Raw genomic sequence first — 16,709 nt, 5'->3', positions numbered from 1 at the left:
TGACTCTTATAACATATATACCTTGGTGGCCGACGCCTGTCTCTGGGCCGATCGAACAAGCGATCGGGCCAGACTACCCTTTGAAAGAAGGTTTTTGCGCTATCTGCGAGTAAGTATTGATAGTCTGAGAATATCTAAAAATCGACCTGCTACATACCAGATAAAGCAACTACCTGATGCAATTCCCTAACTACTTTCCCGAAAATTGTCCACCCAAGACTGCCAAAGAAGCATCAGGCACGGTGTACTACCTTGTCAGAAACGATCCTCCAACTCCTGATGATTTTCTCTCAAAGCGTCAGAAGAATCCTAACAAGAGGTTTCCGAAGGACGAGAAGGAATGTCAATCCTGTGGAATTTCTGTTTACACTGAAATAGAGGACATCCTAAATTTACGTCAAATATATCCAGATTTGGGAAATTTAAAAGTTGCTGTGAGTAATTTGACTCCCAAATTAGGAGTGATACAGCCTAGTCCATCCAATAATAGTCCGTCTCACCATACTTTGTGGCTGGCAATTGGTGCTGAGCCTTGGACTCTATTCCAAGTTATCGATATCACTGTATGAGGTATGAGCATGAGTTTTCTTTTAGAGTATAGTAGTTTGGAACTTCTGGAAACAATTAAAGAATACGATTACTTTAACCGAGCGCTACTATTTTCTTGTCGCAATTCAGCCGGAGAAATATTCCTAGCTGTTTGGGTGCATGAAACAGAAGATTTTGAACTGTATCTTTGCGTTCCAATTTCCCAGCAAAGACTTACAGAGGTAGAAACGGGAGCGCTTGATGTAAGAGATGCTTTCAAGAAAGCAGAATTAGGCTTGGTTTATGAAGTAAAAATTCCTCATGAAAATAGCCCTGATATGATTGAAACTATTCCTTGTGAAAAACTCCGTGAGGAGTGCTTACCTAAAGCTGGGTATCTTCTCAAATCTGACGCTAAAACTCCTCCTGTTTTAACAAAGTGATGCTTAAATGAGCGATCGCTTCCTGACGCCCTAGCCCCTGTTTAGATTCTATAAAACTCCCTTAGAACTGGGAATCGTGCTAGCACGGCGCGGATCTATTTCCACCGCCATTCGCATCGCCCTAGCAAACGCCTTAAATGTTGCTTCAATAATGTGGTGGGAATTAATACCATCCAATTGACGAATATGCAGCGTCATCTGGCTATGATTTACCAACGCCACAAAAAATTCCCGTACTAGCTGAGTGTCATAAGTACCAACTCGCTGCGTTGGAATCTCCAAACCATAACTTAAATGAGGGCGTCCCGAAAAGTCTAATGCCACCTGAATTAAAGCTTCATCCAACGGCGCGAGGAAATTACCAAAACGGACAATGCCTTTGCGATCGCCTAACGCTTTCAAGAGCGCCTGTCCCAATGTAATCCCCACATCTTCATTCGTGTGGTGATCGTCTATTTCCAAATCTCCCGTCGCCTCGACTTGGAGATCGATCAGTCCGTGAGAGGAAATTTGGTGCAGCATATGATCTAAAAACGGAATTCCCGTTTTAGCTATGCAAGCACCTGTACCGTCAAGATTGATAGTCACTTGGACATCGGTTTCGCCAGTAGTTCGTTTAACCGAAGCTGTTCGAGCAGTTAAAATTTGCTCTGAGTGGTGGGGATGTGAAATTTGGCGATCGCGTATTTGCATTGTCAATTCAAATCTAGCTACATTCCCATTATTTCGTACCCAGCATCCACATACAGGATCTGACCTGTAATGCCGCTGGCTAAATCGCTGCAAAGGAAAGCAGCAGCATTCCCCACTTCCGTCTGAGTTACAGTGCGCCGCAGCGGTGCCAACTCTTCAACATGGTGAATCATATCCAGGATACCACCAACAGCTGAAGAAGCCAGAGTGCGGATCGGGCCAGCCGATATCCCATTTACCCTCACATTCTGCGGGCCGAGTTCCGACGCCAGGTAGCGGACATTCATTTCCAAAGCCGCTTTGGCGATCCCCATGACATTGTAGTTGGGAATCACTCGCACCCCACCCAGATAGGTTAAAGTGACGATACTGCCACCTTCGGTCATCAAAGGTTTAGCAGCCCCACTTAGCTGGATCAGCGAGTAAGCGCTAATATCAAGAGCCAGGGAAAATCCTTGCCGCGAAGTTTGGCTAAAATCACCTGATAAATCCTCCTTGTTAGCAAAAGCAAGGCAATGAATCAGGATGTCAAGTTTGCCCCACTTTTCGCGGACAGCCTCAAAGGTAGCTTGAATCTGGGCTTCATCCTGGACGTTACAGGGCAAAAACAAGCTAGGATTGAGCGGTTCTACCAGTTCCGCCACTTTCTTCTCAAATCTACCTTTTTCATCGGGTAGGTAGGTGATGCCAAGATTAGCACCAGCTTTATGGAGTTGTTGGGCAATGCCCCAAGCGATCGAGCGATTGTTGGCAATGCCGGTTACAAGTGCGTTTTTTCCGGTTAAATTCAGCATAGTGGTTCATTATATCGGAGTACGTGCGGCAAAGACAGGCTGCGATCGCACCTTGTACAGTCCCCAATAAATTTTTTTATCGATATATAAAATATTTATTTGGGATTTTGTCATAATTATGTGCTATAGTACACAGAAATTTTATGGCTGCAATGCTACTGCCAGAAGCGAAACTAGAAGAAAACACCAAGCAGTACGAGGCGATTGACAAAGCCAACAAAAACGTTGATTTTTAGAGGAATGAAGCGCTTCAGTACTGGATTAAGGGCAGGAGTTATGCCAGCACGATCTGAACAAAGACAGTGCTGTCTTGTGTCAAACTTTATTCCAAAATGAGAGAAAAAATCTATTGGGTCTGTAGAGAGGTCAAGGAATATGGTGATGATACAAGATAGACCGCTAGCAGTTGTATTTCGTCAAATGGGTAGTGGGGCGTTTCCACCAGTCGTGGAAAACTTTGAAAGAGGCAAAACCATATTTTTCCCAGGCGATCCGGCTGAACGGGTATATTTTCTGCTTAAGGGCGCGGTAAAACTTTCCAGAGTTTATGAAGCAGGAGAAGAAATTACGGTGGCGCTGCTGCGAGAGAATAGCGTTTTTGGCGTCTTGTCGCTGATTACGGGGAATCGGTCTGATCGGTTTTACCATGCAGTTGCTTTCACCCCAGTCGAGCTGCTGTCAGCACCGATAGACCAAGTGGAACAAGCGCTCAAAGAAAATCCTGAGTTATCAATGCTAATGCTGCGGGGTCTTTCTTCTCGGATTCTGCAAACTGAGATGATGATCGAGACGCTGGCGCATCGAGATATGGGTTCCCGATTGGTCAGTTTTCTGCTGATTCTGTGTCGCGACTTTGGGGTTTCCGGCCCAGAAGGGATTACGATCGATCTGAAACTGTCCCATCAAGCGATCGCAGAAGCGATCGGTTCCACCCGCGTCACGGTTACCCGTTTGTTGGGGGATCTGCGGCAAGAAAAAATGATCTCAATCAACAAGAAAAAGATTACCGTCCATAACCCAGTCACCTTAAGTCAACAGTTCACTTAGTGGCCTAAACCCCATACCGTCGTGCATGAACCTGTAAGTCGCACAGCGACGCGCAACTTCAGGAATATTACGGCGAAACGAGTCAGCGCGGTGATAAGATCGAGCAAGTACTGTGGGGTTTAAAACGGGACAAACTTGAAGAGTAAGCTTGTCAACTCAAGCACACTCTGCAAGACCTGGTACTAAAAGCCCAAATGCCGATATTCACACGCAAGATCGGCCCTCAAATCCTATCCTCATAGTGAGGATCGGTAATGTCAATGTAACTGAATATGACCACCGGCTTAATCCTGATTGCGGCAATTTTGGTGTTGGGGGGAGTGATCGCATCGGTGGGCGATCGCATCGGGACGAAAGTCGGTAAAGCAAGGCTGAGCCTATTTAAATTACGTCCCAAAAACACGGCGGTGTTGGTCACCCTCTTGACAGGCAGCCTAATTTCTGGCTCTACGTTGGCGATTTTGTTTGCTGCCAGCGAACAATTACGCACGGGCGTATTTAAACTGGAAACAATTCAGAAAAATCTCAAAAACGCCCGCCAAGAGATAGAACAAACTAAAACTCAGAAAAACCAGGTAGAAGCTGAAAAAAGTCGGGTAGAGGATGAGCTAGCCCAAGCAAAATCAGAGCAGGCAACAGCTCAAAAACGCCTGGATTCGACCAATCAAGCTTTGCAGCTGGTACTGGCGAAGCTAGCCGAAGCCTTCGCCAAACAGGCCCGAACAGAAGCACAACTGAATCAGACTCAGGGCCAGTTGAGCAGAACCGAAAGTCAATTAAATCAAACTCAAGGCCAGTTGAGTCAAACTCAAGACCAGTTGAGTCAAACCAAGGCCGAGTTAGATGGAACTGGGCAGCAATTGAAAACAGTCTCTGGGCAGGCTCAAGAACTTCGTTCAGAAATTCAAAGACTTCAGACGGAACGCCAAGATTTGATCGCCCAGCGCAACCAAGTCAAAGCCCAGATCACCGAACTCAAAAAACAGCTTGACCAGCGGGACGAGAAAATTGCAGCCCGCGATCGCACGATCGATCTCAAAGACGAGAAAATCGCCGTTCAAGACCAAGCGATCGCCCAGCGCGACCAAAAAATTGCCGCTCAAGATCAAACCATTTCTCAGCGAGAACAAGAAATTAACGTGCGCGACCAAAGAATCGCGACGCGAGACCAAGTTATTACACAGCAGGAAAGTCGCCTCAAACAACAGCAAAAACAACTCACAGAACGGGAGCAACTACTCGCCCAAAGAGATACCAAACTTTTAGAGCAAGGTAAAAAACTTTCAGAACGCGAACAAAAACTAAATATTTTACAAAAAGAAGTAGCAACCTTGGAACAAGACTATCAACAACTGTTTCAAGGGAATGTCACCCTGCGTCGCGGCCAAGTTCTTTCGGCGGGTGTTGTTCGCATTGTGGAACCGACCGCCGCTCGTCAAGCAGTCGATCGCCTATTGTTGCAAGCAAATCGAGTGGCTTTAGAACGCACTCGTCCCAGCAACAAGACTTATAAGGAACAAGTGATTTTGATCAGACAAGCTGAAGTGAATAAGTTGATCGCACAGATTGATGACGGTAAAGACTACGTGGTGCGAATTATTTCGGCTGGCAACTACGTCGCCGGAGCAGAATCTCCCGTGCAAGTGTTTGTCGATGTGGCTCCCAATCGCGTTGTATTTCAAGCTGGAGATGTGGTAGCGTCAACTTCTGCCGATCCCGCGACAATGACAGAAGACCAGATTCGGGAACGGCTCGATCTGCTGATTGCAGCTTCTCTATTTCGAGTCCGTCGCGCTGGCATTGTGGCTGATAAAATCCAGATCGGAGACGATCGCATCGAAACTCTGACGCGCTTTTTAGAACAACTGAAACAGTCTAAACAACCAATAGACGTTCAAGTGGTCACATCAGATATCACTTACACGGCTGGGCCAGTCAAAATGGATCTGATCGCCATTCAGGGCGGACAGGTGATCTTTAGGACTTGAGCAGCTAGCTAGTTGCGATCGTTTTTTGCCAAACTGAAGACTAAACTATAGCCGCGCGGCCACAAAAAGCTATGTTTTCTCGTGCTAAGCCTACTCCCGACTCGGATTTGACCCCTGACCAGCCGGTAATCTTGGGCTTCGATCCAGGCCGTCAGAAGTGTGGTTTAGCCGTGATGGCAGTCGATCGCAAACTTCATTACCATCAAGTCATTGCCGCCGAGCAAGCGATCGCCACCATTCAAAGCTTACGTCAAAAGTATCCCATTTCTGTATTAGTAATGGGCGATCAAACTACAGCTAAAACTTGGAAACAGCAACTAACTCAAGACTTACCAGAGCCATTGCGGATAATTTTGGTTGATGAACGCTACAGTACGTTGGAGGCACGCGATCGCTATTGGCAAATGTACCCGCCCAAAGGTCTTTATCGCCTCATACCACAGGGAATGCGACCCCTACCGCGTCCTGTAGATGACATCGTTGCCATCCTCTTGATCGAAAGATACCTAGAACGACTGTTAGGAACTAACAAGTAGGGTAATGAAGTTTAGCCAGTCACGATATTTCTTGGTTTTTTGAACCTAGAAGATTCGCTAAGCATTGCTTGATCGACAAAAACATTAACAACGGCAACGACAAACGCAATTATAAAGATGACAAGAATAATCTTTATAATTTTTAATCCTGTTTAGCAGAAAGAAAACAACGAGCAGTATACCTATTTCAGCAAATATGGTTAAAATATTCATGCACCTGATTTCTTGAAAGAAAATTCCCAGATCGAATATATATTGTCATCGCAACATAGAGAGATTTTTTAAGAGTGTTTTTAGACTTGGGTCTAAAATTCAGCCCGGATCGCAAAAGCATAGTCTCCCCCAGGCTCTAGTTGGTAATCCGACTGTTCCAGAAAACGACCCAGCGGCTCCTGAATTAAAGCTCGTCCCAGGGATGGCTGGACAGACAACTTGCCTTGTCTAAAACACCACTGGAACTGCCAATCATACTCACCCGCCCTTACTTCTCCTTCAATTTTGCCTTGTTGCCAACAGTGTCCGGTAATTCGGACATAGGCAATAGTTTCTGGTAAACGTTTAAAACTCACAATCCCAATGGTGACGTGCTTAAGCCTTCAACTTTCATAGTAAACCCGTCGCGATTCGAGTCAAGATGACTAGGATCGAAGAAGTATCCCAGTGGCGATCGATTGACAAAGCTTTCGCCACTCCCTGTCGATCGCCGGAGGTTACCCTTTGACTGCCAAAATGCCCGATCCTCCTTCTGCTGAAAAGCCTTGCCAAGCTAACCCCGCAAATCCCTCAGATTTAGGGGAACTAGACAGCGCCATTTTCACCTTTGCCGATATTCAGGCAGAACTAAACTACAAACAAGCACAAACTGCCCTGCGAGACATCGTAACTAACCTCGATCTGACGCCCCAGGAAAGAACAGGGCTGGAGCCAGCTATTGAGGAACTAGAGGTGATGCTAGACAAATTAGAACGATCGATCGTCCTGATTGCCGTCTTTGGTATGGTAGGGCGAGGTAAATCTTCTTTGCTCAACGCCTTGGTGGGCGAAAAGGTATTTGAAACTGGCCCAATTCACGGCGTCACTCGCACCAGCCAACGGGTGAATTGGTGCTGTAGCCGGGAAGCAGTGGGTAATAACAATACCGAAGTGTTGCGAGTTTCCTTTTCTGCAAATGGTAATTCCCAGGTTGAATTAATCGATACTCCCGGATTGGATGAGGTGGACGGCGAAACCCGCGCCGTTTTAGCTCGCGACGTTGCCAAACAGGCCGATCTGATCCTGTTTATCATAGCTGGTGACATGACCAAAGTGGAACACGAAGCGCTTTCAGAAGTGCGGAAAGCCGGTAAACCAATTTTGCTCGTGTTCAACAAAATTGACCAGTATCCCGAAGTAGACCGGATGGCGATTTATGAGAAAATCCGAGATGACCGGGTGCGGGAATTGCTGTCGCCGGATGAGATTGTGATGGCAGCGGCTTCACCCCTTGTAGCGCAAGCAGTGCGTCGTGCTGATGGCAGTTTGGGGGTGCAGTTGAAACCGGGATCGCCGCAAGTTGAGGATCTGAAGCTGAAAATACTGGAGATTTTGCACCGAGAAGGTAAATCTTTGGTTGCGCTCAACTCTATGCTGTATGCGGATGAAGTGAACGAGCAGCTAGTGGGGCGCAAAATGGCGATTCGAGACAGCAGCGCTAATCGGATCATCTGGAATGCGTCTATTACTAAAGCGGTTGCGATCGCGCTCAACCCCGTCACTGCGCTAGACTTGCTCAGCGGTGCCGTAATTGACGTTGCCCTAATATTAACTCTGTCCAAGCTTTACGGCCTCCCCATGACGCAACAGGGAGCTGTATCTTTATTACAAAAAATCGCCCTGTGTATGGGCAGCTTGAGTGCTAGCGAACTTGTAGCCACTCTGGGACTCAGTTCCCTCAAAAGCTTATTGGGTATAGCAGCACCAGCAACTGGCGGTGCATCTCTAGGCGCTTATGTATCCGTAGCATTAACGCAAGCCGGTGTAGCGGGTGTTTCTTCCTACGGGATCGGACAAGTAACTAAAGCTTATTTAGCTAATGGGGCTTCTTGGGGTGCGGATAGCCCGAAAGCAGTTGTGAACCGCATTTTAGCTTCCCTTGATGAAACTTCTATTCTCAACCGCCTTAAGGATGAACTGCGAGCAAAGCTGGATTTTCGAGAAGGGGTAGAGGCTAAAGGTACGCAGATGAATCCAAATATTTAGTCGCCTACTTTGTGGATTTTGTGGATTTTTTGGATATGATCTTCTGTTCACTTCAGAATTTACCCATTCCTATCGTCTGTGTAAATTTGAATGCCAAGCACATCTGCGGGCACCTGGCGGATTAGATCGCCGTAGGACGGTATCTGGTGTTCTAGAGAAAGGCAAGGCGGTGAAGAAGAACGACGCAGCCACAATTGGTCGAATTCTGTCCATACACGGCGTAACTGGGGGTTAATGGCGCTGTCGGCTAAGATTGCGATCGCAACTTGGTGTATACCTAAGATCTCTTTTAAACTACCGCGCAGGTAAATTTTATCAGTCGTCACTGCTGCATCTAAGGTCAACCTGCCAGCAATTACGTCTCGGAGAGTTTCGGCTTCGCTGCGAAAATTGACTGACTCCAGTACCACCGGATATTCGCTCTCAATCTGGAGTTGTTCTCCACCATCAGCCCGCAGTCGCAACTGTATCCCATCTAAGTCGATCGCAGCCGTTTTTCCCGAAACTGTTTGCACCAAGGCTTCCCAGGTGGAACCTCCTTGGATTCGCAGGGTTTCTACTAGGCGGTGCAGCCATTGAGCTAACTGGGCGTGACGTTCTAACGATTGATTTTGCATCACCAAGTCATCATATTGGGGCGAATTTTTTGGGGACAGCTATTACAGCACATATTCTCCATAAAGTAATCCCTTTGCTCGCAGAGTTTCTCCTCCGAGAAAAAGATTAACTTCAACAGTGCCTGTTACTTCCTCAATGAAAGTGTATTGACGGTTTTGATTATCAGGTACTACTAACTCGATTGCTGTCTCAAAATTGACGTTGAGTAACAATCGATCGCCTCGATCGTCAGCTTCTACCTGCAAGGTTTCAGGGACTTTTAAAGTGCGATCGGCAAACAGCGAAGCCATAATTCCAGGGAGACGCACTGGCATGACTGGCGAGGGCGACCACTGCCAATTAACAACTAAGGTAGAACCGAGAAAAATTTTGTGTAAATCGTTATCGATATATACAAAAATATACGGGAAGCCCTTGACAGAATGGTTTTTGTTGGTACGTTGGTCTAATACTAAAGTAAGTTGCCTGCCGTCATCGCAAACGGCAAAAGCGACAAACCATTCCCAGCCGATATCTTCACCCCAACGAAAACGACCAAAGTTGCGATCGTGATAGGCAAACCAATCGCGATCGATACTAAAGTTTTGCCCGCCTACAGATAACTCTCCAATTACTTGTAAACCTGGCACCAAGCCCCAACCGATGAAACCGCTGCCAAAAGGCGAATCCTCCGTTACTAAAAGGGGCGTGGCTTTCGCCTCTCCTTGGCAACGTATAGATAACTGCATCCTTTCATCTTGGACTTGCAGTGTCGAGTGCTTGCCATCGATTTCCAGCAATACCCCGTTTCCCTGGATGCAAAACGGGTTTCGACGCACCATACCGGGTTGCCATTCCAGGCTAAAAGCAGTGCCAAAGGTTGCCATAGGCGCGTCCCCCCGGTACTCTGGGGCTATGTATTCGCTGGCTAAGTTTACCAGGAAGCTTACTTGAATCTCTCCCTGTTCTGGTCTGCCCATCAGGTTCATGTTGACCAGTATCCGTACTTTTCCTTGTCTATCCAGGAGAACTACGTGATACCAATCTTTCCAGTCAATGGGGCAGGTGGGGTCATCGAAGGGGATGCGTAGGGCTTCAACGCGGGCGAGGAGTTGTTCGTCGATCGTCATCGCTGTAGCGATCCCCCTTCTTGGAAAACATCGTTGAGTATCGTCTCTTCAGACGGCGTTGAGAGGGGAGAGGGTAAGCTTTTGCTTTCTGCGATCGCGTTCAAAGTAGCCGCAATTCTCGGCGATACCAAGGCGAGTCCCAGAATAACGCAACCAAACCAGCGTTCTGCATCCATACCCAAGGATGCTACGAAAGCATCTGTTGCGGTGTCCGATACCGAGAGTTCAGTATACCTCTGACCTACATTTGAGTCTGTTGGCATCAAACTCCACATCCATTGTTCGCCCAACTCAAGCCAACCACTTTGCTCTGTCCCAGAGCCAACAGAACTACGATAAGCAGATGCTGCTTGCTGACTAATAGCTAACCAACGAGGAAGTTGAGCAGCCGCGAAAGCGAGTACACCATTGTTTAAAAAATGGGTGGGTTTTAACTGAGCCAGTAATTGGCTACCTGTTTGGGTGCGAGCGTATTCGTCACCTTTTTGGGACAGCACGAGTAACAATTCTACTACTAGCCAACGAGCCGGGAATATATCCAAACCTGGTAGTGCGGTGAGCAGACTTTTGGTTGCAACGGTTGCGATCCCGCAACCGTTGCTAAGCAACGCATCGCTTTCTAGCTTGGAGAGAGAGGCTTCGCCAGAGGCGAAATCTTTCATTTTGGTAGCAATTTGAGGCGAGATTTGCGCCAGTCCCAAGAGAATGCCCGCCAACCAGCGATCGGCAGATCCGCCTAGCTTTAAGATAAAGCTTTTTGCTAATAAAAGAGGAACAGACATTTCCCCTTTTTTCGGCTCAGCTTCCACATTGAATGGATCCAGCTTTAACAGCCATTGCTCCCAAAGATACAGCAAACTATAACCGCTTAAAATTGTGTTCTCGCTTTTAAGGCTATCGGCGATCCAGTTGGGAACTTGAGCGGTGCTAAAAGCGATGACTCCATTCTTAAAAAAGCGCGTTGGCTTGAGTTGATTTAGTAACTGCTTGCCCGGTTCTGTTTGGCCGTATTCCTCTCCTTTTTGACACAAAATTACTAAAAGTTCAGCTACTAGCCAACGAGATGGAATTTTATCTAGATCCATCAAACCTGACAACAAATCAAAGGTTGCGTCTGTTGTTCGATCTACGGCATTCGACAACCTGTTTCCCTCTAGGGAAGTAAAAGGCAAAGTGACTGGCAAGGAAACTTCCACAAATTTAGATTGATTTTTTTCCGGTTCTGGCAATAAAATCTCCAGAGCGATAGCAATACCTTCTTCCTGAATTCCCGGAAAGCGTAACCAACTCTTAATTATTTTTCCAGGTTGGAGTAGAAAAGGAATTGAGAGCGTAATTTTTTGGCTAAGTTTGCTCTCTCTATCTAGATAAAGGTAAGGGGGAGAAATACTGTTAGATACGGAGATAATGTCGCCGTTTTCTACTATCCAATCATCTAGAGTAGGACGGAACAATAGGGCTTCACCTATCTGGCTATAAAGTAACAGGTTCACAACCAAGATTGAGCCTGGATAAACTTTTATTTTTAGGTGAGTAGAATTGTCTAAACTTAATGTAATTTCACTCATTTATTTTTATGTGCAAATTCACACATTTCTATAAATCACATAATTGATTAGTTCTTTGAGAACTCGACGATCGTGGACGGGGCATCCCCATTTTTCTTCTGGGCGTAGCGGAGTTTCTGGCTGAAGAAAATCTAAGCTTTCAAAAATTTCGGCTGCTTGGTTTGCCAGCGATCTGGCCACTTTCCAGCCGTGTTCAATGCTACCGCAACACTGCATTCGATCCATGATAAAAGCGAGTTGATCGGTAGTTTTTTTCTCGCGTGGTAAGGCGAGAATTTCTAGAATCTTTTCAGACTGAGATCCACTATGTGCCAAGACATGATTCAGCATTAAGGTGCGTTTGCCTTCGTAAATATCGCCGCCAATTTCCTTACCATATGATTCAAGTTGACCTTGTAGATTCAACAAATCGTCTTGAATCTGAAACGCAATTCCCAGAATCATACCAAATCGGCTTATGCCTGCCAAATATTTAACCAGATCGCGCTCATTTGCTGATGGATATCCGACGATTAAACCAATTCGACATGGAGTAATAAACGAATACCAGCAGTTTTTTTTTACGCACATCTTAAAATAATCTTGGTCGGTTAGATTTGAGGTATTCGTAGCAACCCAATCTAGTTCCATTGCCTGTCCTTCGACAGATTGCTGCGCCATAAACTCGATTTCTTGCAAAACTTTGAGAGCTTTGGCAACTCCGATAACTGACAAATTTTCTAACAACAAACCTACTGCCAAGACGTTCGTTGCATCGCCTACATTAATGGCGCGGGGAATTCCAATCATTTGGTGTAAAGTCCCCTTACCCCGCCGAGATTCAGAACCATCTTCTATGTCATCGTGAATCAAAAAAGCATTGTGATAAAGTTCTAGAGCAGATGCCGATGTCAAGGCATCGTGTCCCATTCCTCCAACTGCCCTAGCCATACTAATACACATAGTTGGTCGCAGCATCTTGCCACCGAGTGCGACTGCTTCGCCCAACACCGCAGGGCAAAACGCTCGCAGCGATCGTACAGAAACTGCGACTTCAGAACGGCGATTTCCGTGGTGGTGGCTTTGGCTACTGGGGATTCCTTTACTGGGAGGGTTGCTCTGGTGGCTACTAAAAGATCGGGGAGCGGAGATCCCCTCCTCAGTCGGTACTATAATCGCCTCAGCAGCCCCAGCAGTCCCCGCTGCGCCATCCAACAGCAGCCTGTTTTTAGTTCCTTATGACGGCAAAAACGCCTACGCTTATTGGCAAATTGCCCCAGCCCAAATCGAAGCTCTCCGCCGCCAAGGGGGAGAAAAGCTGATGTTGCGGCTGTATGATGTCACCGGCTTCCTAGATCCAGAGGGCCACAGACCCTACTGCTTACACCAGTCCAGCTGTGAGGCGCAACAGCAATATTTGCTTGTTACCCTACCAGCAGAGAATCGGGATTACATGGTGGAGTTGGGTTACCTCACCCTCGCAGGAGTTTGGCTACCGCTGACTCGATCGGGCCTAGTGCGGGTTACCCCCAGCGTCCCCACAGCCAACGTCGTCATAGTAGACAGTAGTAGCAGCAATGGGGGAGCAAGTTGGCTCACCAACGGCACAGGAACCGCTTTAACGGTGGCAGCCACCCCTTCATACGCACAAAAGTACCACTCATTACCACCATCCAACAGCCTCTTATTCTTGGTTCCTTATGACGGCAAAAACGCCTACGCTTATTGGCAAATTGCCCCAGCCCAAATCGAAGCTCTCCAGCGCCAAGGGGGAGAAAAGTTGGTGTTGCGCCTGTATGATGTCACGGACATCCCAGACTCAGAGCGTCACAAACTCCATAGCCTACACCAGTTCGACTGTAACGCCCAAGAGCAATATTTGCTGCTTACCCTACCAGCGGAGGATCGGGATTACATAGTCGCGTTGGGTTACCTCACCCACATAGGGAACTGGCTACCGCTGACTAGATCGGGAACGGTGCGGGTTGCCGCTGGCGTCGCCACGGAGAACGTTGTCCTGAGCTTGATGCTTCGCGATAGCAAAAATATCTATGCCTATTGGGAAATACCCCCAGTGGCAGTAGCGGCTCTCAAGCACCAAGGGGACAAAAGTTAACGCCGCAGATTTACTGGATTTTGGGCCAGGGCGATCGGCAATTCAAAATCCAAATTAAAAAAGTGCGTGGTGTAGGGGCGGGTTTATCCAAAATATTGGTTATAGCGCTACCAACTAACGTTAGGACATTTTTTGATCGTATTTTTGTAGAGACGTTGCATGCAACGTCTCTACATTATGTCCTAACCATAGCGCGTAGCGCTATATCCCTCTTCTGTCACTCTCCGGGAACTTTTCCGATTTCCCAATCCTCAAGCCTTTTCAGAGAAAGCGGTCTACGATTTTTTTCTACTCGAATAAGCTCGTTGGGAGCGATAGCTGAAATCCCCTCTGCGTAAGGGTTAGCTCGGAAAGTGACAGAAGAGGGATATAATCAGAAAATTTTGCCAAAAACCCGCCCCTACAGTCTTTACTCGCAAATTGCTATAAATAAGCCTCGGTAATTGCAAAGGCTAACACTCCCACTTGCACAACTACCGAGGCTGTAATTTCCCTAATGCCTAGTTTTGGTTCTACTAGAACTGAGGCGGTTTACCCTTTTGATCTTTGAAAGATGCCAGCCATTCTTGGAGTTGCTCGGCGGCGATGTCGCGACTGCCCAAACCAAAGGCGAGGGCTAGAGCAACTGCGATCGCACCCAGCAGCAATCCAAAGGCCAAATTGACGATATCGCTGGCGATACCCATCTGTTGCAGCGCCATTGCAGAGACTAAAGCAATAATCGCAATTCGCGCCGCATGACCCAGTATCCTAGCCTGCTGACCCCCAGAACTGGTAATCAAGCTAAAAGCGAGGTTAGCCAAATACAAACCGATCGCAAACACCACCAACCCAGCCAAAATTCGGCCAGCTACCGCAATAATGCCGGTAACAATTGCCGTGAGCGCCGCAAATTGCAACACTTCGGTCGCTGGCACTATGGCTAAGAGCATAATGCCCACAAGGGCTACAATCCCCACAATTTCTGATGGGGTTCGCGTAGTGACTGGCGATGGCTGAAGAACGGTTGCTTGTTCTTGTGGTGGAGAATAGATATCTTCTGGTACTGGTGCGCTAGCAGGATGGACGACGATTCGAGTCCTTGCTGCTGGCGTTACTCCCAAACCCAGCCAGTTGAAAATATTGTCGAAGCCGATGCTAGTCAGGATATTGGTGAGCAAATCTGCTACAAATTTCCCGATGACGTAGGCGACTACCAGAATTAACCCAGCCGTGAAAATTTTGGGAATGGCGCTGAGAATCTGGTTGAGCATGGAGATTGCCGGAGCCGAAATCGCCGCAATCTGCAAGGCGTTGAGGGCTGCGATCGCTGTTGGGATTAAGATCAATACGTAGACAACCGTACCAATTATCCCGGAAAGCGATTGCCCGGTTGTGGCTCGATTAACCCCAACTCTGGCACCGATTTGGTCGGCGCCACCAGCCGCCAACAGATTGGTCACAATCCGGCGCACCACTTGTGCAATTAGCCAGCCAGCCGCACCAATCACGATTGCCGCAAAGATATTCGGCAGAATGGAAAGAATTTCATTGAGCAGCTGCTGCACGGGCTGTAGTGTCCCCTGCAACTCTAAGGTACTCAATATAGCTGGCAGAAACAGCAAAAAGATGAACCAGTAGAGCGTATTGCCGATCGTTTCGCTCAAAGAGAACTGGTTTTGGGATTGACCCTCCACTTGCTGATTGAGACGTTCATCCAAACGAAAGACGCGCAGTCCCCGCGTAACCACTAGCTTTGCTACCGTTGCCAGCAACCAAGCAAGGCCCAACAGAATTGCTGCCCCCGCTAGCTTCGGCAGGAATGCAAATACCTGGTTGAGTAAATTGTTGAGCGGTTCGGAAACTGCGGTCAGCCGGAGTGCCTGTAAAAAGGCCACTAGCGTAAAGAGGAAGATAATCCAAAAAACCGCGCTGGATAACCATTTCTCTATGGGTGGCGATTCTCCGTCCTGACGGCCTGTGATCCAGGCTGCGAGCTTGTTATCGATGTTTGTGCGATTTAGCAGTCCTCGTGTTGCTGCGGCTGCTACGACCGCCAGGAGCCAGCCGATTACCAGGATTGCGATCGCGCCGATTATATTCGGAATAAACCTGACTAGATCGCTAAGGCCAACTCCTGCTAAAAACCCAGTTACACCGTCTGTAAGACCATCTGGGCGCGGTGGTGCCCCTCTTGGGACTGGTCTGCTCTGTGCCAGAATTTCAGCCGATCGCATCCACACACCAACGCCCACGGCAGATTGGGCCATACCTTGCCAAATACCATTCATGGTTTTTTAGTTCCCTCAGAGTTTACCGGCAAAATTATGAAACCTTATCAGTGAATTTTTGTCTGTAGCTTCTCTAGCAAATTATCACCTAAAACAGCATGAGAGGAATATTGAAAACCATACACCTCGAAAAAGTATTTTTGATCTATCTTTATAGATAATTAAGGCTTAAAAGTCAGCGATTCGCTGATTTTTAGTGACCATGCCCCACCTAACTCCCCCTTATACCGCTGTTAGGATGTCAAAACATCAAGTTTTTGAACAATCGATTCAAATCAATGCTCCCGCTACCGTGGTTGAGCATTGTATCGCAGACCGGGACTTAATGCACCGATGGCTCAATCCAGTTCTGCGTTGCGAACCCGTGGGCGAGTGGAGTACGGATATTGGCAGTCGCAGCCGCTTTGTGATTCAGATTCCCCTGTTACAGCCTACCCTGGAAAGCGTTGTGGTGGAGCGTTCACCCGGTCTGATAGTCTGGGGGTTTGAGGGCTTTTTCACAGGACGCGATCGCTGGGAATGCCTACCTGTGCCACAAGGTACTCGCCTGCTAAACCGTTTTGAGTTCGAGATTCCCAACGAATTAGTTCGCTGGGGCTTCAATACCTTTGCCGCTGCTTGGACTCAGGAGGATATGAAAGCGCAACTGCAACGCCTCAAACTGGTGGCTCAAGAGCAATTTTAGATTTTGGATTTTGGATTTTGGATTGACCCTAAAGATAAATCCGGCTGCTTTAAACCAATAATTTTTCGGTCATCTCAATTTCATCTCTTTCTGCCCC

Annotated in this window: 16 protein-coding genes; 8 read left to right on the top strand and 8 right to left on the bottom strand. The window is 47.4% G+C overall.

Annotation, left to right across the window (positions count from 1 at the left end):
• The first annotated feature begins 176 nt into the window (after positions 1-176).
• Both LAY41_RS27625 and LAY41_RS27620 read left to right on the top strand, forming a co-directional pair.
• Positions 177-569 (top strand): hypothetical protein, encoded by a 393-nt coding sequence (locus LAY41_RS27625; protein WP_249105108.1) that lies wholly within the window; start codon positions 177-179, stop codon positions 567-569.
• A 9-nt stretch (positions 570-578) separates the two neighbouring features.
• Entirely contained in the window at positions 579-971 is a 393-nt protein-coding gene (locus LAY41_RS27620; RefSeq protein ID WP_249105106.1) for a DUF6575 domain-containing protein, read from the top strand.
• Between the two features lie 48 nt (positions 972-1,019).
• Here the strand turns inward: LAY41_RS27620 and hisB are convergent, their stop codons facing one another.
• Both hisB and fabI read right to left on the bottom strand, forming a co-directional pair.
• Complete coding sequence (gene hisB / locus LAY41_RS27615; protein ID WP_249105104.1) at positions 1,020-1,664, bottom strand: imidazoleglycerol-phosphate dehydratase HisB; 645 nt, start codon at positions 1,662-1,664, stop codon at positions 1,020-1,022.
• Positions 1,665-1,681: 17 nt separating this feature from the next.
• The gene (gene fabI, locus LAY41_RS27610; RefSeq protein ID WP_249105102.1) at positions 1,682-2,458 is read right to left on the bottom strand and encodes an enoyl-ACP reductase FabI; all 777 of its coding nucleotides are present in this window, start codon (positions 2,456-2,458) and stop codon (positions 1,682-1,684) included.
• Positions 2,459-2,839: 381 nt separating this feature from the next.
• Here fabI and ntcA point away from each other — a divergent pair, with 381 nt between their 5' ends.
• The 3 genes from ntcA (at position 2,840) to LAY41_RS27595 (ending at position 6,029) form a co-directional block, all read left to right on the top strand.
• Positions 2,840-3,505: a global nitrogen regulator NtcA gene (ntcA, locus tag LAY41_RS27605; RefSeq protein ID WP_476726999.1), complete on the top strand. Its 666-nt coding sequence runs from the start codon at positions 2,840-2,842 to the stop codon at positions 3,503-3,505.
• A gap of 272 nt (positions 3,506-3,777) precedes the next feature.
• Complete coding sequence (locus tag LAY41_RS27600; RefSeq protein WP_249105098.1) at positions 3,778-5,493, top strand: DUF3084 domain-containing protein; 1,716 nt, start codon at positions 3,778-3,780, stop codon at positions 5,491-5,493.
• 71 nt (positions 5,494-5,564) lie between these two features.
• Positions 5,565-6,029, top strand: a complete 465-nt coding sequence (locus tag LAY41_RS27595; protein WP_249105095.1) for a pre-16S rRNA-processing nuclease YqgF — start codon at positions 5,565-5,567, stop codon at positions 6,027-6,029.
• A gap of 305 nt (positions 6,030-6,334) precedes the next feature.
• Here LAY41_RS27595 and LAY41_RS27590 read toward each other — a convergent pair whose 3' ends face one another.
• A complete protein-coding gene (locus LAY41_RS27590) occupies positions 6,335-6,598 on the bottom strand; it encodes a DUF3146 family protein (RefSeq protein ID WP_249105093.1) in 264 nt (87 codons plus the stop codon).
• A gap of 160 nt (positions 6,599-6,758) precedes the next feature.
• On the opposite strand from LAY41_RS27590, the gene LAY41_RS27585 reads away from it, so the two are divergent.
• A complete protein-coding gene (locus tag LAY41_RS27585; RefSeq protein ID WP_249105152.1) occupies positions 6,759-8,267 on the top strand; it encodes a GTP-binding protein in 1,509 nt (502 codons plus the stop codon).
• Positions 8,268-8,326: 59 nt separating this feature from the next.
• Here LAY41_RS27585 and LAY41_RS27580 read toward each other — a convergent pair whose 3' ends face one another.
• From LAY41_RS27580 to LAY41_RS27565, 4 genes are read right to left on the bottom strand one after another with little or no spacing between them, the layout of a single operon-like run.
• Positions 8,327-8,884, bottom strand: coding sequence for a hypothetical protein (locus LAY41_RS27580; RefSeq protein ID WP_249105092.1), 558 nt, complete (start codon positions 8,882-8,884; stop codon positions 8,327-8,329).
• A gap of 42 nt (positions 8,885-8,926) precedes the next feature.
• Entirely contained in the window at positions 8,927-9,994 is a 1,068-nt protein-coding gene (locus LAY41_RS27575) for a hypothetical protein (protein WP_249105089.1), read from the bottom strand.
• Positions 9,991-11,562, bottom strand: a complete 1,572-nt coding sequence (locus LAY41_RS27570) for a hypothetical protein (protein ID WP_249105087.1) — start codon at positions 11,560-11,562, stop codon at positions 9,991-9,993. Before LAY41_RS27570 ends, LAY41_RS27575 begins: the two co-directional genes overlap by 4 nt.
• A gap of 18 nt (positions 11,563-11,580) precedes the next feature.
• Positions 11,581-12,519 (bottom strand): polyprenyl synthetase family protein, encoded by a 939-nt coding sequence (locus tag LAY41_RS27565; protein ID WP_249105085.1) that lies wholly within the window; start codon positions 12,517-12,519, stop codon positions 11,581-11,583.
• Position 12,520: 1 nt separating this feature from the next.
• On the opposite strand from LAY41_RS27565, the gene LAY41_RS27560 reads away from it, so the two are divergent.
• Complete coding sequence (locus tag LAY41_RS27560) at positions 12,521-13,657, top strand: DUF4912 domain-containing protein (RefSeq protein ID WP_249105082.1); 1,137 nt, start codon at positions 12,521-12,523, stop codon at positions 13,655-13,657.
• 515 nt (positions 13,658-14,172) lie between these two features.
• On the opposite strand, the gene LAY41_RS27555 is transcribed toward LAY41_RS27560, so the two are convergent.
• Complete coding sequence (locus LAY41_RS27555) at positions 14,173-15,927, bottom strand: mechanosensitive ion channel (protein ID WP_249105080.1); 1,755 nt, start codon at positions 15,925-15,927, stop codon at positions 14,173-14,175.
• A gap of 238 nt (positions 15,928-16,165) precedes the next feature.
• On the opposite strand from LAY41_RS27555, the gene LAY41_RS27550 reads away from it, so the two are divergent.
• Positions 16,166-16,612, top strand: coding sequence for an SRPBCC family protein (locus tag LAY41_RS27550; RefSeq protein WP_249105078.1), 447 nt, complete (start codon positions 16,166-16,168; stop codon positions 16,610-16,612).
• Positions 16,613-16,709: the final 97 nt, after the last annotated feature.

It is taken from the genome of Argonema galeatum A003/A1, from assembly GCF_023333595.1.
Taxonomy (GTDB): domain Bacteria; phylum Cyanobacteriota; class Cyanobacteriia; order Cyanobacteriales; family Aerosakkonemataceae; genus Argonema; species Argonema galeatum.
Note: the sequence above shows the minus strand (reverse complement) of the source record. Positions and strands in the feature narration are given on the sequence as shown.